At 55.2% G+C, this 21,115-nt stretch carries 17 protein-coding genes and 1 pseudogene; 17 read left to right on the forward strand and 1 reads right to left on the reverse strand.

All coding sequences use genetic code 11. The annotated features are described in order from the left end of the window. Window positions 1-160: 160 nt before the first annotated feature. The 6 genes and pseudogenes from ACTOY7_RS13515 to ACTOY7_RS13540 all read left to right on the forward strand — a co-directional run bounded on the left by ACTOY7_RS13515 (window position 161) and on the right by ACTOY7_RS13540 (window position 10,306). Window positions 161-1,520, forward strand: a pseudogene (locus ACTOY7_RS13515) (uracil-xanthine permease family protein). A 229-nt stretch (window positions 1,521-1,749) separates the two neighbouring features. Further along, a complete protein-coding gene (ssnA, locus tag ACTOY7_RS13520) occupies window positions 1,750-3,081 on the forward strand; it encodes a putative aminohydrolase SsnA (RefSeq protein WP_482671138.1) in 1,332 nt (443 codons plus the stop codon). 175 nt (window positions 3,082-3,256) lie between these two features. Beyond that, window positions 3,257-6,238, forward strand: a complete 2,982-nt coding sequence (gene ygfK, locus ACTOY7_RS13525) for a putative selenate reductase subunit YgfK (protein ID WP_482671137.1) — start codon at window positions 3,257-3,259, stop codon at window positions 6,236-6,238. Window positions 6,239-6,291: 53 nt separating this feature from the next. After that, window positions 6,292-7,167, forward strand: coding sequence for a selenium-dependent molybdenum cofactor biosynthesis protein YqeB (gene yqeB, locus ACTOY7_RS13530; RefSeq protein WP_482672304.1), 876 nt, complete (start codon window positions 6,292-6,294; stop codon window positions 7,165-7,167). Window positions 7,168-7,235: 68 nt separating this feature from the next. Then, complete coding sequence (xdh, locus tag ACTOY7_RS13535; protein WP_160281976.1) at window positions 7,236-9,818, forward strand: selenium-dependent xanthine dehydrogenase; 2,583 nt, start codon at window positions 7,236-7,238, stop codon at window positions 9,816-9,818. A gap of 2 nt (window positions 9,819-9,820) precedes the next feature. Next, entirely contained in the window at window positions 9,821-10,306 is a 486-nt protein-coding gene (locus tag ACTOY7_RS13540; protein ID WP_300885395.1) for a 4Fe-4S binding protein, read from the forward strand. 83 nt (window positions 10,307-10,389) lie between these two features. Here ACTOY7_RS13540 and ACTOY7_RS13545 read toward each other — a convergent pair whose 3' ends face one another. Next, entirely contained in the window at window positions 10,390-11,100 is a 711-nt protein-coding gene (locus ACTOY7_RS13545; protein WP_160281974.1) for a helix-turn-helix transcriptional regulator, read from the reverse strand. Between the two features lie 214 nt (window positions 11,101-11,314). On the opposite strand from ACTOY7_RS13545, the gene ACTOY7_RS13550 reads away from it, so the two are divergent. The 11 genes from ACTOY7_RS13550 to ACTOY7_RS13600 all read left to right on the forward strand — a co-directional run bounded on the left by ACTOY7_RS13550 (window position 11,315) and on the right by ACTOY7_RS13600 (window position 20,972). Next, window positions 11,315-11,698, forward strand: coding sequence for a RidA family protein (locus tag ACTOY7_RS13550; RefSeq protein WP_160281973.1), 384 nt, complete (start codon window positions 11,315-11,317; stop codon window positions 11,696-11,698). A 2-nt stretch (window positions 11,699-11,700) separates the two neighbouring features. Continuing rightward, window positions 11,701-12,630, forward strand: coding sequence for an NTP transferase domain-containing protein (locus ACTOY7_RS13555; protein WP_482671135.1), 930 nt, complete (start codon window positions 11,701-11,703; stop codon window positions 12,628-12,630). A 31-nt stretch (window positions 12,631-12,661) separates the two neighbouring features. Then, a complete protein-coding gene (locus ACTOY7_RS13560) occupies window positions 12,662-13,684 on the forward strand; it encodes a molybdopterin-binding protein (protein WP_300885393.1) in 1,023 nt (340 codons plus the stop codon). A gap of 77 nt (window positions 13,685-13,761) precedes the next feature. Then, a complete protein-coding gene (moaA, locus tag ACTOY7_RS13565) occupies window positions 13,762-14,805 on the forward strand; it encodes a GTP 3',8-cyclase MoaA (RefSeq protein ID WP_160281970.1) in 1,044 nt (347 codons plus the stop codon). 20 nt (window positions 14,806-14,825) lie between these two features. Continuing rightward, on the forward strand, window positions 14,826-15,761 hold the full coding sequence (locus tag ACTOY7_RS13570) for an MOSC domain-containing protein (protein ID WP_300885392.1): 936 nt from the start codon (window positions 14,826-14,828) through the stop codon (window positions 15,759-15,761). Window positions 15,762-15,866: 105 nt separating this feature from the next. Continuing rightward, window positions 15,867-16,814 carry a molybdate ABC transporter substrate-binding protein gene (gene modA / locus ACTOY7_RS13575; protein ID WP_300885391.1) on the forward strand — a complete coding sequence of 316 codons (948 nt, stop codon included), beginning with the start codon at window positions 15,867-15,869 and terminating at the stop codon, window positions 16,812-16,814. A gap of 24 nt (window positions 16,815-16,838) precedes the next feature. Beyond that, window positions 16,839-17,543, forward strand: coding sequence for a molybdate ABC transporter permease subunit (modB, locus tag ACTOY7_RS13580; protein ID WP_300885390.1), 705 nt, complete (start codon window positions 16,839-16,841; stop codon window positions 17,541-17,543). A 27-nt stretch (window positions 17,544-17,570) separates the two neighbouring features. Then, on the forward strand, window positions 17,571-18,623 hold the full coding sequence (locus ACTOY7_RS13585) for a sulfate/molybdate ABC transporter ATP-binding protein (protein WP_160281966.1): 1,053 nt from the start codon (window positions 17,571-17,573) through the stop codon (window positions 18,621-18,623). A 77-nt stretch (window positions 18,624-18,700) separates the two neighbouring features. Continuing rightward, window positions 18,701-19,726: a selenide, water dikinase SelD gene (gene selD / locus ACTOY7_RS13590; protein WP_160281965.1), complete on the forward strand. Its 1,026-nt coding sequence runs from the start codon at window positions 18,701-18,703 to the stop codon at window positions 19,724-19,726. Beyond that, window positions 19,723-20,658: a selenium metabolism-associated LysR family transcriptional regulator gene (locus tag ACTOY7_RS13595; protein ID WP_394682603.1), complete on the forward strand. Its 936-nt coding sequence runs from the start codon at window positions 19,723-19,725 to the stop codon at window positions 20,656-20,658. Before selD ends, ACTOY7_RS13595 begins: the two co-directional genes overlap by 4 nt. Before the next feature lie 134 nt (window positions 20,659-20,792). After that, window positions 20,793-20,972: a YjfB family protein gene (locus ACTOY7_RS13600; RefSeq protein WP_016295289.1), complete on the forward strand. Its 180-nt coding sequence runs from the start codon at window positions 20,793-20,795 to the stop codon at window positions 20,970-20,972. Window positions 20,973-21,115: the final 143 nt, after the last annotated feature.

Genomic DNA, 21,115 nt, shown 5'->3' on the forward strand with positions numbered 1-21,115 from the left:
TGCCGGCAGGTCTCTCCCATAACGTATGACAATATGCTTCTTATTTAGAACAGCAGCAATCGGGTCTGCGGTTCTGAACAGTTACATCATTTCTTATATTATATATAGAAATGACACGTAGCATTTTTTGAGAAAGAAGGAGAGAAAGGAAACGAAAGACATGAGTAAAGAAGAAGCAGGCGCGATCTCGCAGGAATTATTCAGGATTGACGGAAAGCCTTCCGTATCACAGGCGCTTCCGCTGGCAATGCAGCATGTGGTGGCCATGATCGTTGGATGCGTGACCCCGGCCATCATCGTAGCCGGTGTGGCAGAGCTTTCTCCGGCAGATTCGGTGATCCTGATCCAGGCGGCCCTGGTGATGTCGGCACTGACCACATTCATCCAGCTATTTCCGCTGATCAAGAACGGCCCCGTCTCCCTTGGGTCTGGCCTTCCAGTCATCATGGGCATCATCTTCGCCTATGTACCCACAATGCAGGCGATCGCGGGAGACTTTGATGTGGCGACGATCCTGGGCGCTCAGATCGTGGGCGGTATCGTAGCTATTATCGTGGGGATCTTCATCAAGCAGATCCGGAGATTTTTCCCGCCGCTGATCACTAGTACAGTAGTATTTGCGATCGGACTTTCCCTGTATCCGACGGCTATCAATTATATGGCAGGCGGGACGGGAAGCGAGCAGTACGGTTCCTGGCAGAACTGGCTGATTGCCATCATCACGCTGATCGTGGTGACTGCGCTGAATCATTATGGAAAAGGGATCTGGAAATTGTCTTCTATACTAATAGGAATTATTGTAGGATATATCGTGGCACTGGCATTCGGGATGGTAAACTTTTCTTCCGTGGCATCGGCATCCATGTTTCAGCTTCCCCGGCCGCTCCACTTTGGGATCACATTTGAACCTTCCTCCTGTGTGGCCATCGGCGTGTTATTTGCCATCAATTCCATCCAGGCCATCGGAGATTTTTCCGCCACTACAACGGGCGGTCTGGACAGGATGCCTACGGACGAGGAGCTGAACGGGGGGGATCGTGGCATACGGAATCAGCAATATCTTCTGCGCGTTCTTTGGAGGGCTTCCCACAGCTACATACAGCCAGAATGTGGGGATCGTGGCATCCACAAAGGTGGTGGCTAAGAGAGTATTCGCCATGGCGGCAGGCATCCTCCTGGTAGCAGGGCTGATCCCGAAGTTTTCCTCCCTGCTGACGACGATCCCGTCCTGTGTGCTGGGCGGAGCCACCGTATCCGTTTTCGCGTCCATTGCGATGACCGGTGTGAAGCTGATCACGGCATCCCCGATGAACTACAGGAATACCACCATTGTTGGTCTCGCGATCGCCCTTGGAATGGGGATCACCCAGGCCAATGCGGCGCTGGCGTCCTTCCCGGCATGGGTGACGACCATTTTCGGAAAATCCCCGGTGGTGCTGGCAACTATCGTGGCGATCCTTTTGAACCTGGTGCTCCCTAAGAACATGGATCTGACGGAAGCGGAAAAAAAGCTGGATTAGGATTCAGAACAGCAGCAGTATGAAAAAACAGACCGTGCAAGTTTACTTGCTAAGGGCTGGTTTTTCATACTGATATTGGGCGGAACGCCCAACAACCTCGGACAGAAGCTGCGTAAGCAGCGGATAGTCTGCGCAGCAGACGGGTCTGAGGTCTGCTGTTCAAGGTCTGCCGTTCTATACTATAGAAATAAGCCCAAAAATAAAATTATTATATAAAGGAGGCGGCATTATGCTGATCATTGGAAACGGTAAGGTCATTACCAGAGACAGCAATCTTCCATACCTGGAACATGGAGCGGTTGCGATTGAGGGAACTAAGATTGTGAAAGTAGGTGCGGAGAAGGACTTGAAGGAAGCCTATCCGGGAGCGGAGTATATTGACGCGAAGAAAGGGCTGATCATGCCTGCGTTTATCAATACCCACGAGCACATCTACAGCGCCATGGCAAGGGGATTCAGTATCAAAGGCTATAATCCGAAAGGATTTCTGGATATCCTGGACGGACAGTGGTGGACCATTGACCGGCACCTGACGCTGGAACAGACAAAATACAGCGCGATTGATACCATGATCTCCTGTATCCGCAACGGTGTGACCACCATCTTCGACCACCATGCAAGCTTCGGCCACATTAAAGACAGCCTGTTCACCATCGCTGACGCGGCGAAAGAACTGGGCGTGCGTTCCTGCCTGTGCTACGAAGTATCGGACAGGGACGGCATGGATAAGGCAAGAGAAGCGGTGATGGAGAATGCGGAATTTATCCGCTACGCGCTGAAGGATGATTCGGATATGCTGGCTGGTATGATGGGAATGCATGCTCAGTTTACGATCTCAGATGAGACTATGGAGCTGGCGGCGGCCAACAAGCCGGACGAGGTGGGCTATCATATCCACGTGGCAGAGGGAATCGAGGATCTCCATGACTGCCTGAAGAAGTACGGCAAGCGGATTGTGGACCGGCTCATGGACTGGAATATCCTGGGAGAGAAGACGCTGCTGGGACACTGCATTTACATCAATTCCCATGAGATGGACCTGGTGAAGGATACCAACACCATGGTCGTACATAATCCGGAATCCAATATGGGCAATGCATGCGGATGCCCGCCCACTATGGAACTGGTGCACAGGGGAATCCTGGCAGGTCTGGGAACCGACGGCTATACCCACGATATGACCGAGTCCTTTAAGGTGGCAAATGTGCTCCACAAACATCACCTGTGCGATGCCAATGCGGCATGGGGCGAGGTGCCCAAGATGCTGTTTGAGAACAACGCGGCCATTGCAAACCGTTACTTCAAGGCTCCTCTGGGCGTTTTGAAGGAAGGGGCGGCAGCAGATGTGATCGTAGTGGACTATAACCCGCCCACACATCTGGATGAGAACAACATCAACGGACACATTCTCTTCGGCATGACCGGACGGGATGTGGTGACCACAGTCGGAAACGGAAAGGTTCTGATGAAGGACAGGGAAGTAAAAGTCATCGACGTGGAAGAAGCTATGGCAAAATGCAGGGAATCCTCCGCAAAGCTGTGGAAGAGTATCAACGGATAAAGGGGACCAGGAGAAAAAAGAGAACACCGGACAGAGGTACAAAAAAAGACGGCCGCTGTCCGGAGAAAATGAAAAGTGGGAATTGCCCGCATTAAAAATCTGCTTCGCAGATGGCGGGCAAGCAGGCAATCAATTTGCTTCGCAAATTGGTTACATATAACAGGAGGAAATGAAAATGAGTGATATAATGAGCTGCATGCCCTTTGAACAGTTATTAAACTGGGTTCGGACAGAGCATGACGAAAAAGGAACCGTATTTGGAGTACACAGCCCCTATGTGGCAGATCAGGGAAAGGCACAGACCATCTTCGGACGGAAGCTGGAGACGCCGATCGGCCCGGCGGCAGGCCCAAACAGCCAATTGGCGCAGAATATCGCAGCATCCTACTATGCGGGAAGCCGTTTCTTCGAATTGAAGACCGTACAGATCATGGACGGAGCGGAGCTTGCGGCATGCGTCAATAAACCCTGTATCCTGGCGGAGGATGAGTGCTACAACTGTGAGTGGTCTACAGAGCTCTATGTGCCTCAGGCTCAGGACGAATATATCAAGGCGTGGTTTTTGCTTGCCTTCATTGCAAAGGAATACGGCCTGGGAAGTACGGAGGGCTACCAGTTCAACATCAGCGTGGGCTACGACCTGAAGGGCATCAAGTCGGAGAAGATCGACACATTTATCAACAACATGATGAATGCGGAGCAGACAGACGCCTTCAAAACATGCAGGGAAGTGCTCCTCGCCCATGCAGGGGAATTTCAGAATGTCACAAAGGAAGACATCGAAGCGATCTCCCCGCTGATCTGCAATTCAGCGACCATCTCCACGCTTCACGGATGTCCTCCCCAGGAGATCGAGAGCATTGCCACCTATCTTCTGACAGAGAAGAAGATCAATACCTTTATCAAATGCAACCCGACCCTTTTAGGCTATGAATTTGCCCGGGAAACCATGGATCAGATGGGATACGACTATGTGGCGTTCGGAAGGTTCCACTTTGACGACGACCTGCAGTACGCAGACGCGGTTCCGATGCTCCAGAGACTGATGAAGCTTTCCGGCGAGCAGAACCTGGAATTCGGCGTGAAGATCACCAACACCTTCCCGGTAGACGTGAAGGCAAATGAGCTGCCCAGCGAAGAGATGTATATGTCCGGAAAGTCCCTGTACCCGCTGTCCCTTTCCGTAGCGGCAAAGCTTTCCAGAGACTTTGACGGAAAGCTTCGGATCGCGTATTCCGGCGGTGCGGACGCATTTAACATCGAAAAGATCGTAGGAACCGGAATTTGGCCGGTGACGGTTGCGACCACGATCTTAAAGCCGGGCGGATACCAGAGACTGAAACAGATGGCAGAGGGATTGGACGCCATGGGCATGAAGCCGTTCGAAGGCATTGACGTGAATGCGTTGAACCGGCTGGCGGAAGAGGCGATTCAGGATCCCCACCATGTAAAACCGGCGAAGCTTCCGGTGTCCAGGAAGTCCAAAGAGAGAGTACCGCTTCTGGACTGCTACACGGCTCCATGCGAGGACGCATGTCCGATCCACCAGGAGATCACGACCTATGTACGGCTTGCGGGAGAAGGAAAATACGAAGAGGCATTGAAGGTGATCCTGAACAAGAACGCACTGCCGTTCATCACAGGAACCATCTGTGCTCACGGCTGCCAGAGCCACTGCAACCGGAACTTCTATGAGACGCCGGTTCAGATCCGGGATACCAAGCTGGAATGCGCGCAGAAAGCATTTGACACTGTGATCGGAAGCGTAGCGCCGACAGGAAGCTGCGGCAAGAAGGCAGCGGTCGTAGGCGGCGGCCCCTCCGGTATGGCGTCGGCATATTACCTGGCAAAGGCAGGCGCGGATGTGACGATCTATGAGAAGCGCGATAAGCTGGGCGGCGTGGTCAGCGCCATCATCCCCGATTTCCGGATTGATGACAGCGTGATCGACAAGGACGTATCCCTGCTTCGGAAGCTGGGCGTGAAGATCCTGACCAATACGGAGGCTCCGGCGGTTGCGGAATTGAAGAAAGAATATGACGGGGTGGTTCTGGCAGTGGGCGCTTACAAGCGGGGCGAGCTGAAGCTGGAAGGCGGAGAGGCTGTGAACGCGCTGGCATTCCTGGAAGACTTCAACGCAAAGCAGGGCAAGGTAGACCTTGGAAAGAACGTAGTCGTGATCGGCGGCGGAAATACGGCGATGGATACCGCAAGGGCGGCGAAGCGCTGCGACGGCGTGGAGCATGTGTACCTGGTATACCGTAGGACCAAACGTTACATGCCTGCAGACGAGCATGAACTGCTGCTGGCCATCGACGACGGCGTAGAGTTCAAGGAGCTCCTGGCGCCGGTGAAGCTGGAGGGCGGCAGCCTGATCTGCAAGGTGACACGGCTTGGAGAGCGGGATGCTTCCGGACGTGCCGGAGTGGTGGAGACAGACGAGACCCTTTCCATCCCGGCAGATACCGTGATCGCGGCAGTAGGCGAAAAGGTGCCCACAGATTATTATGAGGCAAACGGACTGAACGTGGACGACCGGGGACGCGTGAAGGTGAGCAGTACTCTGGAAAGCAGTGTGGAAGGCGTTTATGTGGTCGGCGACGGCCTGTTCGGACCATCCCTGGTGGTGAAGGGAATGGGAGAAGCCATGACCGCGGCGGAAGCCATTGCAGGCGTACCGGTGACAGGCGATATGAGCACACCGGCGGACGCAGAAGCCATTTACCAGAAGAAAGGAATCCTGGCGGAGCCGGGATGCGGCAAAGAGGCAGACCGCTGCCTGGGCTGCTCTACAGTATGCGAAAACTGCGTGGATGTATGTCCGAACCGCGCCAATATCTCCGTCAAAGTACCGGGAATGGAAAAGGCGCAGGTGATCCATGTGGATTATATGTGCAACGAATGCGGCAACTGTAAGGTATTCTGCCCATACGCAAGCGCGCCGTATCTTGACAAATTCACGTTATTTGCGGGTGAAAAGGATATGGCAGACAGCAAGAACGATGGTTTTGCCGTACTGAACCGGGAAGAACTGGAATGCAGGGTTCGGTTCCTGGGCACAGAGTACACCTGGAAGAAGGGACAGGAGACGAAAGTTCCGGAAGAGCTGCAGAGGCTGATCGAAGCGGTATGCGCGGATTATAGTTATATGTTATAAGCGTTTTGAATGGAAGAAGCCATGCACGGGGGCCTTAAAGGGGCTTTCCGGGTATGGCTGTCGGCAAATATGGTAAAAAAAGTCTGTTTACAGGCTTTGAAGGCAGCAGTATGATGGAACTCAGTACACAAAGAGAGGCGGGAACAAACATGAAGATTTTGATCAAGGGAGCCGGGGATTTGGCTACAGGGATCGCGTATGAATTTTGGCTTGCGGGCCATCAGGTTCTGATGACGGATATCGAAATCCCCCTGGCTGTGAGAAGGACGGTATCCTTCTCTCGTGCGGTGTATGAGGGCGAGGCACAGGTAGAACAGGCGAAAGGCGTTCTGGTACGGAATCTGGAAGAGGCGCTCCGGACGATGCAGGCGGGCGGCATCGCGGTGATCGTGGACGAACAGGCGAAGATCCGGGAGGAATACAGGCCGGACATCCTGATCGACAGTATCATGGCGAAAAGAAACCTGGGCACCCGCATCGGTGACGCGCCTGTGGTGATCGGCATCGGCCCCGGCTTTACGGCGGGGCTGGACTGCCATTACGTGATCGAGACCCAGCGGGGGCCGTCTCTCGGACAGGTGATCTGGGAGGGCAGCGCCATTCCCAATACAGGGATTCCGGGAGAGATCGCAGGCTACACTATCGAACGGTTGATCAGGGCATCGGCCTCCGGAGTCATAGAACCCCAGGTCCGGATCGGCGACCTGGTGAAAAAAGGGCAGCTGGTGGCCGTGACCGGCGGCGTTCCGGTCTACGCGCAGATGTCCGGCATTGTCCGGGGCATGCTCCAGGAAGGCGTGCAGGTGGAAAAAGGGCTCAAGATCGGGGATATCGACGCCCGGGAGAAGAAGGAATACTGCGTTACCATATCTGACAAGGCAAGAAAAATAGGGAGAGGCGCTATGGAGGCAGCCTTTGGGAAAGACTGAGATCCTGTATGAAAAAATTCCAACCGTACAGGTGGAAAACATTCAAAAAAAGAAGGTGAGATTTGAAAATGTATACATTTGTAGTAAATGGTAAAACGGTGAAAACGGATAAAAAGCAATCCCTGCTCCGATTCCTCCGGGATGAGCTGCATATGACCTCCGTTAAGGACGGCTGCAGCCAGGGGGCATGCGGCGCCTGTACCGTGATCATAGACGGCGTCACCTGTAAAGCCTGTGTTCCCACAACGGACCGGCTGGAGGGCAAACATGTCCTGACGGTAGAGGGCTTAAGCGAATGGGAGTCCCAGGTATTTACCTATGCATACGGGGAAGCGGGAGCGGTACAGTGCGGCTTCTGTATCCCGGGCATGGTGATGTGCACGAAGGCGCTGCTGGACGTGAATCCGGATCCCACCGAGGACGAGATCAAATACGCCCTGCGAAACAATTACTGCCGCTGTACCGGATATGTGAAGATCATCGCCGCAGTGAAGCTTTCCGCAAAGATCCTGCGGGAAGGACGGACTCCGGAAAAGAGCGCGGACGACTGGAAGGTGGGTTCCCGCGTACACCGCCTGGATGTGGAAGAAAAGGTGCTCGGCTACGGAAAGTACCCGGATGATTTTTATAAGGAAAATATGTGCTATGGCTCGGCGCTTCGGAGTAAATATCCAAGAGCCAGGGTGCTCTCCATCGACACCTCCAAAGCGAAAGCGCTGCCCGGTGTGGCAGCGGTTCTGACCGCAGAGGACATTCCGGGAGAGAACAAGATCGGCCATCTCAAGCATGACCAGTACACCCTGATCCCGGTGGGCGGACTGACCCATTACCTGGGAGACGCCGTGGCGCTGGTGGCCGCGGAGGACATGGAGACCGTGGAAAAGGCGAAAAAGCTGATCAAGGTGGAGTACGAGGTCCTTCCTATGGTACATAACATCAAGGAAGCAGCCGCTGCGGACGCTCCAAAGGTATTTGACGAGGAAGAGTCCAATGTCCAGGCCTACAAGCATGTGAGCCGGGGAAATGCGGCCGAAGCGATCCGGAACGCGAAGCATGTCATTACCCAGCATTTCGAGACGCCCTGGACGGAGCATGCGTTCCTGGAGCCGGAATGCGCGGTGGCTTATATCGACGAGGACGGCGACGTGATGGTCATTTCCACGGACCAGGATGCCTACTGTACTTACCGGGAATGCAGCCTGATGCTGGGAACCGATAAGGTCAAGGCGGAAAACGCGCTGGTAGGCGGCGGCTTTGGGGGGAAGGAGGACATGACGGTGCAGCATCACGCGGCGCTGCTCGCCCACCATACCAGACGGCCGGTGAAGGTTCGGCTGACCCGGGCAGAATCCCTGCTGATTCATCCGAAGCGGCATCATTTTGTCATGAACTTTACCATGGGCTGCGATGAGAACGGAAAGATCCTGGGTGTCAAGGCAAAGGTGGCATCGGACACGGGAGCCTTCGCTTCCCTCGGCGGTCCGGTGCTGGAGCGTGCCTGCACCCATGCGGCGGGACCTTATGCCTATGAGAACTTTGAGATCGAAGGGACCGCTTACTATACAAACAACCCGCCGGCAGGAGCCTTCCGTGGGTTCGGCGTGACCCAGACCTGTTTTGCCACGGAGACCCTGTTAAATATGATGGCGGACGAGATCGGGATCACTCCATGGGAGATCCGATACCGCAATGCCATCCGTCCGGGAGGCGTACTGCCCAACGGACAGATCGTGGACGAATCCACCGGACTGGTGGAGACGCTGGAAGCAGTGAAGGAGCAGTATGACAGCGCGAGAGCAGCCGGAAAGCCGATAGGTCTGGCCTGCGCCATGAAGAATGCCGGCGTCGGCGTCGGGATCCCGGATACGGGCCGTGTCAAGCTGATCATCGAGGAAGACCACAAGCTGCATATCTATGCGGGGGCGTCCTGTATCGGCCAGGGTCTGGGAACTGTGCTGGTGCAGATGGTAGTCAGCAGCACGGATCTGAAACGCGGGGACATTGTCTATGAGCGCAGCAACACCTGGATCGCACCGGATTCCGGAACCACTTCCGGCTCCAGACAGACGCTGATCACCGGCGAGGCATGTATGCGCGCCTGCAGAAAGCTCATGGAAGCAAAGACAGACGGGAAAACGCTGGCAGACCTGGAAGGGCAGGAGTTTTACGGGGAATATCTGGCCAAGACAGATCCCCTTGGAGCAGATGTGCCCAACCCGGTATCCCACGTGGCTTACGGATATGCGACCCAGATGTGTATCCTGGATGCCAAAACAGGGAAGATTGAAAAGATGGTAGCGGCCCACGATGTCGGAAAGGCCGTGAATCCGCTGTCCTGCGAAGGACAGATCGAGGGTGGAGTGGTCATGTCTATGGGATTCGCCCTGCGGGAAAAATATCCCATCGACGAGAACTGCAAGCCGATCGAGAAATTCGGCGCGCTGGGGCTGTTCCGGGCTCATGAGATCCCGGAGATTGAAGCGATCGTGATCGACAAGCCGGGACTGGATGTGGCCTATGGAGCCATCGGCATCGGAGAGATCACCAGCATTCCGACGGCGCCGGCGATCACGGACGCATACTATCGGCTGGACGGAGAGCGCAGATACAGCCTGCCTATCTCTGGTACGCCATATAACAAGGAGGGATGAGCATGGCAGTAAAAAAGAAATTCCCCTACCGCGCGGCAGTGGTGGCATGTAACGGAGTCTGCGCCGCAAGCGCCGTATCAAAATGCAGATATGGCTGCGTGGGCTGCGGAAACTGCGCGGCGGTCTGTAAGTTCGGCGCCATTACACTGAATGAAAACGGCGTGGCAGTGGTGGACGAGGAAAAATGTATTGCATGCGGCATGTGTGCGCGTGCCTGCCCGCAGGAGATCATCCATCTCCATGAATGCGCCAATTATATTGTAGTGAAATGTGTCAATGAAGACAAGGGAAAGGAAGCAAGAGAAGTCTGTCCCGTAAGCTGTATCGGCTGCGGGATCTGTGAAAAGACATGCACGGCGGAGGCCGTCCGGGTGGTTGACAACCATGCGGTGATCGACGAAACGCTGTGCCTGAGCTGCGGCATGTGCGCAGTGAAATGCCCGCGTCACGCGATTGCGGACCTGCGAGGCGTCCTGACAGAGGGATAAAAAGATCAAAAAGGCTTTCTGCTTACTCCTGAGATGAAACGAGAGCCCTGCCAAACCAGCAACGGTGTTTGGCGGGGCTCTTATCATGCGCTGATCTCACTGAGATACCGGTAGATCGTCGCGTTGGAGCAGGAAAACTTTCGGGCTACAAAGGAAACCGCTCCTTTGAGCTGAAACAGTCCCTGCTCATTGAGCTGCTCTACGATCTCTCTGCGCTCAAACTGGTTCAGCCGGTCCACCGGGGTTTCCAAGGAGGCCGTGGCATCGTCAAAGATCTTCTGCATCAGCGCGGGGATATCCATGGAGAAATTCTCCGTGATCGGCGCGGCAGTGTTTTCCTGCGGAGCAGACGTTTCTTCCGTCTTCTGCATCAGCGGCTGGGTGTACGCCGGATGCTGATCCAGATAGGATTCCGGATGTATGATGGAAAGCAGCTTTTCGGTCAGCTCCTTGTAACGCCAGTCATCGAAATTGATACACAAAAGCCCCATGGGGCGGCCCTCCTCATCACGGATGAACATGGTGGAGGAGCGAAGGACATGCCCGTTGGGGGCAATACCCCTGTAGTTGCTCAAAAAATCATCGGTCTCGTATGCCCTGGAGGATAGCATGCGGAGCGCGGCATCAGTCAGGGGCCCTCCGACTTTCCGGCCGCTGATATGCCCGTTTGCGATCGCGGCGATCGCAAAATCTTTGGAACTCAGGTCATGCAGGACCACTTCATAATCCGGGCCAAGCGCTTTCCCAAGAAATTCAACCAGTACGGTATAATGCTGAAGGATGTCAGAATTCATAAGCGTTCCCCATTTCTATACAGATTTCTATTGGAATTACTTCTACTATTATGAGTTACTTCTATTATTACATGTTATCTTTCTAAATTCAATAAAAAAGTCAACGTACAAAAAAATTTTTGTTAGGTGAGCGGGATATAACTTGACATACGGCGGAAGGAATGATAAAATATTTTTATTGCGAGAAAAGAAATTTGTAAAAGGAGATATGACCATGAAGACCATTTTGAACACAGACAATGCACCAAAAGCAATCGGACCGTATTCTCAGGGAATCAACACAGGGAATCTGATGTTCCTTTCCGGGCAGCTTCCGATCGTTCCGTCCGAGGGCAAGATCGTAGCGCAGGATATTGAAGGACAGACCAGGCAGTCTCTGGAGAACGTGAAGTCCATTCTGGAATCCGCAGGCTGCACTATGGACAATGTGGTAAAGACCACCGTATTTTTGAAAAACATCGCAGACTTCGGAAAGATGAACGAAGTATACAAAGGATTTTTCAGTGAGGGCAATTATCCGGCAAGATCCGCGTTCCAGGTAGCCGCGCTTCCCCAGGACGCACTGGTAGAGATCGAAGTCGTTGCGTTAAAAGACTGACCATGAATGTCGGCGCAGTGATTGATGCTGCCGGCAGCTCCGCCGGGATGGAGGATTTTGTCCGGCTTCCGGAGATGGACAGCCTGACGGCGGCAGAACGGGTGACCGTGAACTTTCAGCGGGTGGGGATCAAGGACATCGTGATGATTACCGGATACCGGGCAGAACAGGTGGAAAAGGCGCTCCGTCGTTTTGGCATCACGTTCCTTCGAAATGAAGGCTATGAATCCGCGCGGACACTGGATTCCGTGAAGCTGGGGTTGGACTATCTGCGGGAGAGGTGCGGCAAGGTGCTGTTCTGCCCGGCGGAGTTTCCCTTTTTTATGGAAGAAACGGTGAAGCTGCTTCTGGAAGCACAGGAGGGCTCAGTCCTTCCCGTCTGTCAGGGGCAGCCAGGGTATCCGGTCTGTGTGGACGGTTCCGGGATCTCGGCCCTGCTAGAGTATCAGGGGGACAAGGGAATCCTGGATGCTCTGGAAGCCGGGGGAAGGAAAATGGTCCGTCTGGAGGTCCCGGATCAAGGCATACTGACAGGAATTTCTGCCGGAGAGGACTGCGCCCGGATTGCCAGGATCCATGAGGAAAGCCTGATGCGCCCTCAGGTGAAGGTCAGGTTGGTTAACCGGAAGCCCTTTTTCGGACCGGGGACCGTCACATTGCTCAAACAGATCGACAGGCTGGGTTCTGTGAAGGAAGCCTGCGGAAAGACCGGCATGTCCTACAGCAAGGGATGGAAGATCATCCATGCGGCGGAGGAAGAGCTGGGCTACCAGATCGTAGGGCGGCAGCCGGGCGGAAAAAACGGCGGCGGGGCTTATCTGACAGAGAAGGGAAGCAGGCTGCTCCGGTTGTTTGAGACGTATGAACAGCAGGTGGAAGAAGCAGCATATCAGATCTACAATCATATTTTTTTGAAAACCGAATTGTTTTGAAAAAATAATCGGAAGGGCGGGCGGAATTTTAATGAAGCTGATGAAGACAGAAGAGGCGGTGGGACAGATCCTCTGCCACGACATTACCCAGATCATCCGGGGGGTGACGAAGGACGCGGTGTTCCGCAAGGGGCATGTCATCCGGGAGGAGGACATTCCGGTGCTTCTGAGTGTGGGAAAGGACCACATTTATATCTGGGAAAATAACGAGAATATGCTCCACGAGAATGACGCGGCGCAGATCCTCTATGACATTTGTAAAAATGACCACATGCGTCCGTCGGAGGTGAAGGAAGGCAAGATCGAACTGATCGCCGAGTGCGACGGGCTGTTCCAGGTAGATTCCGAAAAGCTGAACGCAGTCAACTCCCTGGGAGAGATGATGATCGCGGCGCGGCACGGGAATTTTCCGGTAAAGGCAGGGGACAAGCTGGCAGGGACCAGGATCATTCCTCTGGTGATCGAAAAGGAGAAGATGGAGCGTGCGAAGAAAGCGGCAGGAAACGGGCCGATCTTTGAGATCCGGCCTTATCTGAAGAAAAAGGCCGGGATCGTGACCACCGGAAATGAGGTCTTTTACGGGCGGATCCAGGATACCTTTACTCCGGTCATCAAGGAAAAGCTGTCGGAATATGATGCGGAGATCATCGGCCATGAGATCTGCGATGACAACCACGAGCGCATTACAGCGGCGATCCAAAAGCTCCTGGAGGCAGGGGCGGACCTGATCCTCTGCACAGGCGGGATGAGTGTGGATCCGGACGACCGGACCCCGCTCGCGATACGCAATTCCGGGGCAAAGATCGTCACATACGGCGCTCCGGTGCTGCCCGGCGCAATGTTCCTTCTGGCCTATTACGGGGAACAGAAAATCCCGGTCATGGGACTTCCGGGCTGCGTCATGTACGCAAAACGGACCGTATTTGACCTGGTGCTCCCCAGGATCATGACAGGAGAAGTGCTGGAGAAGGCGGATCTGGACCGGCTGGGGGAGGGCGGATTGTGCCTGTCCTGCCCGGTATGTACCTTCCCCAATTGCGGCTTTGGAAAATAGAACCTGCCGCAGGCGGGCGGATCAGACAGTATCCGTGCGGCATTGCGCAAAAAAACAAAAAGGATAAGAGGCGTGGAATGAAAGACCAATATCAAAGAGTTGTTGATTATATCAGAATATCCGTGACGGACCGGTGCAATTACCGGTGTCAGTACTGCATGCCCCGGGAGGGCGTGGAGCCGATGCCCCACAGCGAGGTCATGACCTACGACGAGATCCTCCGTGTCGCGAAGGCGGCGGCCGGAGCGGGGATTACTAAGGTCAAGATCACCGGAGGGGAGCCTCTGGTGCGGAAAGGGGTCTGCGGGTTGATCCAGAATATCCGGAGGGTTCCCGGAATCGAGTCCGTTACGATTACCACCAACGGGGCACTCTTGTGCAGGTTTCTGCCGGAGCTGGCAGCGGCCGGAGTCTCCGGGATCAATGTCAGCCTGGATACCCTGGACAAGGACAAATTCCACCGGCTGACCCGGCGGGGAGAATTTTCCGAGGTCTGGGAGGGCATCCGGCAGACGATCCTGGCAGGGATCCCGGTGAAGGTGAACTGCGTTCCCATGGTGGGGATCAACGAGGATGAGCTTGTAGATATGGCGTCGCTGGCGTGGAAATACCCGATCACAGTCCGTTTTATTGAAATGATGCCCATCGGCCTGGGGACAGGCTATACAGCGGTGACTCAGGATGAGATCAAAAAATTGCTGGAAGCGCAGTTCGGTTATATGGAGTTGGTGAAGGAATCCGTGGGAAACGGACCGGCAGTCTATTATCAGCTTCCCGAATTCCGCGGGAGGATCGGGTTTATCAGCGCGCTGAGCCGGAAGTTCTGCCGTTCCTGCAACCGGATCCGGGTAAAGGCGGACGGAACCCTGAAGCTGTGCCTGAACTATGAAGGGCATATCAACCTCAAGCAGGAGATGAGAAACGGGATTGACGACAATGAGCTGCAGCAGCTTCTGCAGGACTGTATTTATATGAAGCCCAAGTGCCACGATTTTCCGAGCAGGGCCTGGCCCACTGCAGAAAACGGCGTACCAGGGATATTCGGGAAAGGGGATTCGCCCGAGGCGCGGGTGAAGGGCATCCTGCAGGAAACACACAACATGGCGCAGATCGGCGGCTGACTAAAAAATGGAGGTTCAGTATGGGAATTGTAAAGGCGGTCTGCATCAGTGAGAAACGCGGAACCGAAAAGAAAAATGTAGGTTCCGCGGAATTTGTGGAGGGCTTCGGAATCCGCGGAGACGCCCACGGCGGGAACTGGCACAGACAGGTCAGTCTCCTGTCTGCGGAACGGATCGAAGCCTTTAACCAAAAGGGCGCTGATGTGGGGCCGGGAGCCTTTGGCGAAAACCTGGTGGTGGAAGGATTTGATTTCAGAGATCTTCCGGCTGGGACGACATTTCAGTGCAACGACGTTGTTCTGGAGATGACGCAGATCGGAAAGGAGTGCCACACACACTGCAGGATCTATCAGAGGATGGGAGAATGCATCATGCCCACCCAGGGCGTATTTGCCCAGGTGATCCGCGGCGGGACCATTTCCGTGGGAGATGAGATGCGAATCATCGAGAAGGCGGATACCCGCTATACCGCGGCGGTGGTGACCCTGAGCGACAAAGGCGCAAAGGGGGAGCGGGAGGATACCAGCGGCCCCTGTATCTGCAGTATGCTGCGGGAGGCCGGATACCGTGTGGTGGAGCGGCTCATCCTGCCGGACGAGCAGAAGCGGATCGAGCAGGAGCTGACCCGCCTTTCAGACAGTAGGCAGGTGCAGCTGATCCTGACCACAGGCGGGACCGGTTTTTCAGAGCGGGACCGGACACCGGAAGCGACTATGGCGGTAGCGACAAGAAACGCGCCGGGAATTGCGGAGGCCATCCGGGTCCACTCCCTGTCCATCACCGGAAGGGCCATGCTGGGAAGAGGCGCTTCGGTGATCCGGAACGGGACGCTGATCGTCAACCTGCCGGGGAGCAAAAAGGCGGTGAAGGAAAGCCTGGAATATATCCTGCCCCATCTGGAACACGGGATCCAGATCCTGACCGGAGACGCGGCGGAGTGCGGCGGGAAGGGATGACGCAGGGGCGCGGTGCCTGCCGTTTTCTTTTGATCAGGAAGAGACAGGAAAAGCGGCCGGAAGAATGAAGAAGGAAACCCTGCGGAAAGAATGGAGAATAAAACTATGCGGAAAAGAACAGTAAAAGGTCTGCTCGCAGCCATGCTGGCGGGAAGCCTGCTTATGGGATGCGGCGGAGGCCAGGCAGGAGAAGCCGGAGAGGATGCCGGATCGGCAGGAAGCAGGCAAGAGGCAGACACGGAGCAGACAGGCGCAGAGAATACCGGCTCCGGGGAAAGCGGCGCAAAGCAGGAAAAGGCCATGAAAACCGAGATCCAGGTATTTATTGCGGCCAGCCTGAATACGGTGATGACAGAGCTTGCGAAAGAGTATAGCGAGATCCATCCGGAGGTAAAGATCACTTACAATGCGGACAGCTCCGGCACTCTGCTGACCCAGATCGAGGAAGGGTACGAGTGTGACCTGTTCTTTTCCGCGGCGCAGAAGCAGATGGACCAGCTGGAGTCGGACGGCCTGGTCATGGAAGGAACCCGGGCAAATGTTGTCAATAACCAGGTCGTGGTGGTCACCCGGAAGGACAGCGGCACGGAGGTGACAGGGCTTGAAAGTCTGGGCAATGCCGAGAGCATTGCGCTGGCAGGCGGGAGCGTTCCTGCGGGAAGATATACACGGCAGGCGCTGGTGAGTCTGGGAATGCTGGAAGAGACGGAGGACGCGGCCGGGATCTCTACGGAGGAGGTTTCCCGCGCGCTGGGCGGCGCGGAGATCAGCGAGCAGGACAATGTGAGCAAGGTGCTGGCAGCGGTGATTGAGGGCTCCTGCGAGGTGGGGACCACGTATTATTCGGATACTTACGGATATGAGGACGACCTGGAGATTCTGGAAACTGTCAGCTATGACCTGACAGGAAATGTGATCTATCCCATCGCCCAGGTGGTAAACGAAGAGGCGGATGATGCCCAGAGGGCTGCCGCCGCGGAATTTCTGGAATATATTTTGTCGGACGAGGCCAGGGCCGTGTTTGCTTCTTACTATTTTGACACGGATGTTTGATTTACAGGAGACAGGAGGGGCAGAATGGAAACGTGGACGGAGATATTTGCGGATCTGGATTGGAGCCCTTTGCTGATCTCGCTGAAGACCGGGGCTGTGGCGACAGTGATCTCCTTCTTCCTGGGGATTTTTGCGGCAAGGAAGGCAGTCAAGGCTTCGTCCGGAAAAAAGGCCGTTCTGGACGGAATCCTCACGCTGCCCATGGTGCTGCCTCCCACGGTCGCAGGCTTTTTCCTGCTTCTGCTGTTCAGCAGGCGGCGCCCTCTGGGAAGCTTCCTGTATGAGACATTTGACTTCAAGGTGGTGCAGACCTGGCTTGGGTGTGTGATCGCGGCGACGGTCATCGCATTTCCATTGATGTACCGGAACGCCCGGGCGGCCTTTGAGCAGATCGATGTCAATCTGGTCTATGCGGGCCGGACTCTGGGAATGTCGGAAACACAGATCTTCTGGAAGGTGGTGATCCCCTCCGCGGGGCCGGGGATCGCGTCCGGCACGGTGCTGACCTTCGCCAGGGCATTGGGGGAATACGGAGCCACGTCCATGCTTGCGGGAAATATCCCGGGCAAGACGGGAACCATTTCCCAGAAGATCGCCATGGTGATCCAGGACGGGGACTATCTGACGGCGGGAATCTGGGTCGCGGTGGTGATCGTGATCGCCCTGGCAATTATCATTTTGATGAATCTTATCGCCGGAAAGCGGATGAAGACGGTGAAGAGGTGGTAAGGAACTGTATGGAAAGGAGCCGGCAAGATGAGCCTTACGGTCAATGTGAAAAAAAGGTTTCCGGCATTTCAGCTGGATGTCCGGTTCAAGAGCAGCGCATCCAGGATCGGGATCCTGGGGGCGTCGGGCTGCGGAAAAAGCATGACGCTGAAATGCATTGCTGGCATCGAAATTCCGGATGAAGGGGAGATCGTGCTCAATGAAAGGGTGATGTATCGTTCCGGAGAAAAAATCTGTGTAAAGCCGCAGAAGCGGGGCATCGGCTACCTTTTTCAGAATTATGCGCTGTTTCCGGCCATGACGGTCGCTGAAAACATCGGCGCGGGTCTGAAAGGCTCCAGGCAGCAGAACCGGGAACGGATCCGGGATATGCTGCATACCTTCCGGCTGGAAGGGCTGGAGGAGCGTCTTCCCGGAGAACTGTCCGGAGGGCAGCAGCAGAGGGTCGCGCTTGCCCGGATTATGGCATATGAACCGGATGTTATTTTACTGGACGAGCCCTTTTCCGCCCTGGACCAGTTCCTGAAGGACCGGCTGCAGCAGGAATTGTATGATATGCTGAGGGCATACACAGGAACCGTGATCCTGGTGTCCCATGACCGGGATGAGATCTACCGGTTCAGCGAGGAGCTGCTGGTCATGGACCAGGGAAAAGCCGTCACCTGCGGCAGGACCAGGGAGGTATTTGCCGATCCCGGATGTCTGGAAGCGGCCCGGCTGACCGGCTGCAAGAATATTTCCAGGGTGAAAAGGACGGGAACGCGCCAGATGGATGCCCTGGACTGGGGAATCCGTCTGCGCTGCCGAAGGGAGATCCCAAAGGAGATCGCCTATGTAGGCTTCCGGGCGCATGAATTTGTCCCGGTGTGGGGAGAAAAGAAGGAGAACTGCATCCGAGCGCGGCTGGCGGGCAGCGCGGAGCTGCCTTTTGAGAAAAATTTTTATATCCTGCCGGAGAATGAGCAGAACCAGGAGAAGCTCTGCTGGTTTCTGCAGAAGGACAAATGGGAGTTGCTGCGGGAAAGGGGAATGCCGGATTATCTGCAGTTTGCGGAGGAGCAGCTTTTGTTTTTATACTGAATATTGCCCGAATGAAGCAGGCTGGAATGAAGCAGGGAACGGTCTGCAATGTGAAGCGGAGAAAGGAATAAAAAGAAATGAGTGATCAGATCGTATTTTGTAAAGGGGGCGGATGTACGGCGAAGCTGGGAGCCGGGGTGCTTGGCCGTGTACTGGAACGTCTCCCGAAGGGCCCGAAGGATGAAAACCTGCTGATCGGATATGACAGCAGGGACGACGCGGCGGTTTACCGGATCTCGGAGGACACGGCCATCGTGCAGACACTGGATTTTTTTCCGCCTATGGTGGAGGATCCTTATCTGTTCGGCAAGATCGCGGCCACCAATGCGCTCAGCGATGTGTACGCCATGGGCGGAGACGTCCGGACAGCGCTGAACATCGTCTGCTTTCCGGAGGATATGGACCTGAATATCCTGGGGGAGATCATGCGGGGCGGTTCCGAGAAGGTGCTGGAGGCAGGCGGGATTCTGGCAGGCGGACATTCCATTGCGGATGACAGCGTGAAATACGGCTTATCCGTGACCGGTGTGGTTCATCCGCAGAAGATGTATCCCAACAACCAGGGGAGGCCCGGTGATGTCCTGATCCTGACGAAAAAGCTGGGGGTAGGGATCATCTGTACGGCCAACCGGATCCAGGAAGCGTCCCAGACAGCCATGAATGAGGCAGTCGCTTCCATGACCACGCTGAACAGGCGCGCGTCCGAGATCTGCAGGAAATACGAGATCCATGCCTGTACGGATGTGACCGGCTTCGGATTTCTCGGACATCTGCACGAAATGATGGACGGCAGGCATTCCTGCCGGATCTATGCCGAACAGGTGCCGGTGATGGCGGAGGCCCCCCGCTATGCGGAGGAATTTTACCTGACTGCGGCGGCTCAGAAAAACAGGAACCACCTGGCGGAGCATGTCCGTTTTGAACACATTTCCTTTGCCATGGAGGAGGTACTCTTTGATCCCCAGACCTCCGGTGGCCTCTTGATCGCGGCGCGCCCGGACCAGGCGGAGGAGCTGTTGGCGGAGCTTCGGGAGGAAGGGCTTCCGGCAGGGATCACAGGAGAGATCATAGAAAAAAGAGAGACTGAGATTTATGTGATATGAAACTAAAACAACTTGAAGTATTTGTAGCGGTGGCGGATCATAAGAGCTTTTCCAGGGCGGCGGAGGCGCTGTATCTGACACAGCCCACGGTCAGCGTATATATTTCCGGGCTGGAAAAGGAACTGAACGCGAAGCTGTTTGTCAGGAATACAAAGGAGATCTGCATGACGGAGCAGGGCACGCAGCTGTACCAGTATGCCCGGGAAATCTTGATCCTGCAGGATCAGATCATGGAATTATTTGCAGCCGATTCCCGGAAGGCAAAGCCCCGTCTGGTGGTCGCGGCGTCTACGGTCCCGTCCCGGTATCTGCTGCCGGATATCCTGGCCAGATACAAGGAAAAGTACCCTTACGGCCAGCTGGAGCTTCGGGAGTCGGACAGCGCCAGGGTGATCGCGGATGTAGCCAGCCATGTGGTGGATGTGGGCTTTACGGGGACGGTCATAGAAAATAAATCCTGCAGGTATCTTCCCTTTTACGAGGATGAGCTGGTGGTGATCATGCCCAATACGGAGCGGTACCGCGCCATCCTGGAGCAGGAGCGGGATCTGGACTGGATCCGTCAGGAACCGCTGCTGATGCGGGAGGAAGGCTCCGGCACCAGAAAAGAGGCGGAGAAGCAGCTCAGACTCTCCGGCCTTGACGTGGCGAAGCTCCATGTGGTCGCCAGCGTGGAGAGCACGGAAACGATCAAACGGTCCGTGAAAAACGGGATCGGCATCACGATCATTTCCAGTCTGGCGGTGCGGGAGGAGATCGCGGCGGGAACGGTCCTGGCATTTCCGGCGGGAAAAAACAGGAGTACGAGAAAATTGTACCTGGTGTACAATAACAGCTACGCTCTGTCCCGGCAGGCGGAAAAGCTGGTGAAGGTGGTGCAGGAACTGTACCCGGAATGCGGGGAATCTGATACAGCCTGGAAACCGGGTTAAGTATCAGAGGGAAGCAGCCGATATATGTTTATAACCGTGTGTTATACGATTATGAGAGAACTCCCGGAGGGGCCTCACAGGGATGTGGACGGCGGAATTTCCGGGAGGGCTTGATAAGAGAGGAGAGGTGCCCTATGGATATTCCTGCATTGTCAACGATGATGTCGATGGAAAGGCTGAGTACCAATATCAGCTTTGCCATGATGTCCAAGGTTCTTGATACGGCGGAGGCCACAAGCGAAGCCATGATGCAGATGATGGATGCTGCCGCGGTTACGCCGGGACTTGGAGACAATATTGATATTATGGTGTAGGGAAGAACAGCTGTGAGATGATCTCATGGCTGTTTTTGCTCGATAGGGTGCGCCCAGCTAAGGGCTTGGAATTCGGTGGGTGAAAGTCCTACGGTGTAAGGTACAAGCTATACCGCACCAAGCGAGTCTTGGGTGGACAGCAG

The sequence above is a fragment of the Schaedlerella sp. genome, from assembly GCF_056796775.1.

Coding starts and splice junctions, on each gene's coding strand:
- ssnA (WP_482671138.1), top strand. CDS start 1,750: ATGCTGATCATTGGAAACGGTAAGGTCATTACCAGAGACAGCAATCTT.
- ygfK (WP_482671137.1), top strand. CDS start 3,257: ATGAGTGATATAATGAGCTGCATGCCCTTTGAACAGTTATTAAACTGG.
- yqeB (WP_482672304.1), top strand. CDS start 6,292: ATGGCTGTCGGCAAATATGGTAAAAAAAGTCTGTTTACAGGCTTTGAA.
- xdh (WP_160281976.1), top strand. CDS start 7,236: ATGTATACATTTGTAGTAAATGGTAAAACGGTGAAAACGGATAAAAAG.
- ACTOY7_RS13540 (WP_300885395.1), top strand. CDS start 9,821: ATGGCAGTAAAAAAGAAATTCCCCTACCGCGCGGCAGTGGTGGCATGT.
- ACTOY7_RS13545 (WP_160281974.1), bottom strand. CDS start 11,100: ATGAATTCTGACATCCTTCAGCATTATACCGTACTGGTTGAATTTCTT.
- ACTOY7_RS13550 (WP_160281973.1), top strand. CDS start 11,315: ATGAAGACCATTTTGAACACAGACAATGCACCAAAAGCAATCGGACCG.
- ACTOY7_RS13555 (WP_482671135.1), top strand. CDS start 11,701: ATGAATGTCGGCGCAGTGATTGATGCTGCCGGCAGCTCCGCCGGGATG.
- ACTOY7_RS13560 (WP_300885393.1), top strand. CDS start 12,662: ATGAAGCTGATGAAGACAGAAGAGGCGGTGGGACAGATCCTCTGCCAC.
- moaA (WP_160281970.1), top strand. CDS start 13,762: ATGAAAGACCAATATCAAAGAGTTGTTGATTATATCAGAATATCCGTG.
- ACTOY7_RS13570 (WP_300885392.1), top strand. CDS start 14,826: ATGGGAATTGTAAAGGCGGTCTGCATCAGTGAGAAACGCGGAACCGAA.
- modA (WP_300885391.1), top strand. CDS start 15,867: ATGCGGAAAAGAACAGTAAAAGGTCTGCTCGCAGCCATGCTGGCGGGA.
- modB (WP_300885390.1), top strand. CDS start 16,839: ATGGAAACGTGGACGGAGATATTTGCGGATCTGGATTGGAGCCCTTTG.
- ACTOY7_RS13585 (WP_160281966.1), top strand. CDS start 17,571: ATGAGCCTTACGGTCAATGTGAAAAAAAGGTTTCCGGCATTTCAGCTG.
- selD (WP_160281965.1), top strand. CDS start 18,701: ATGAGTGATCAGATCGTATTTTGTAAAGGGGGCGGATGTACGGCGAAG.
- ACTOY7_RS13595 (WP_394682603.1), top strand. CDS start 19,723: ATGAAACTAAAACAACTTGAAGTATTTGTAGCGGTGGCGGATCATAAG.
- ACTOY7_RS13600 (WP_016295289.1), top strand. CDS start 20,793: ATGGATATTCCTGCATTGTCAACGATGATGTCGATGGAAAGGCTGAGT.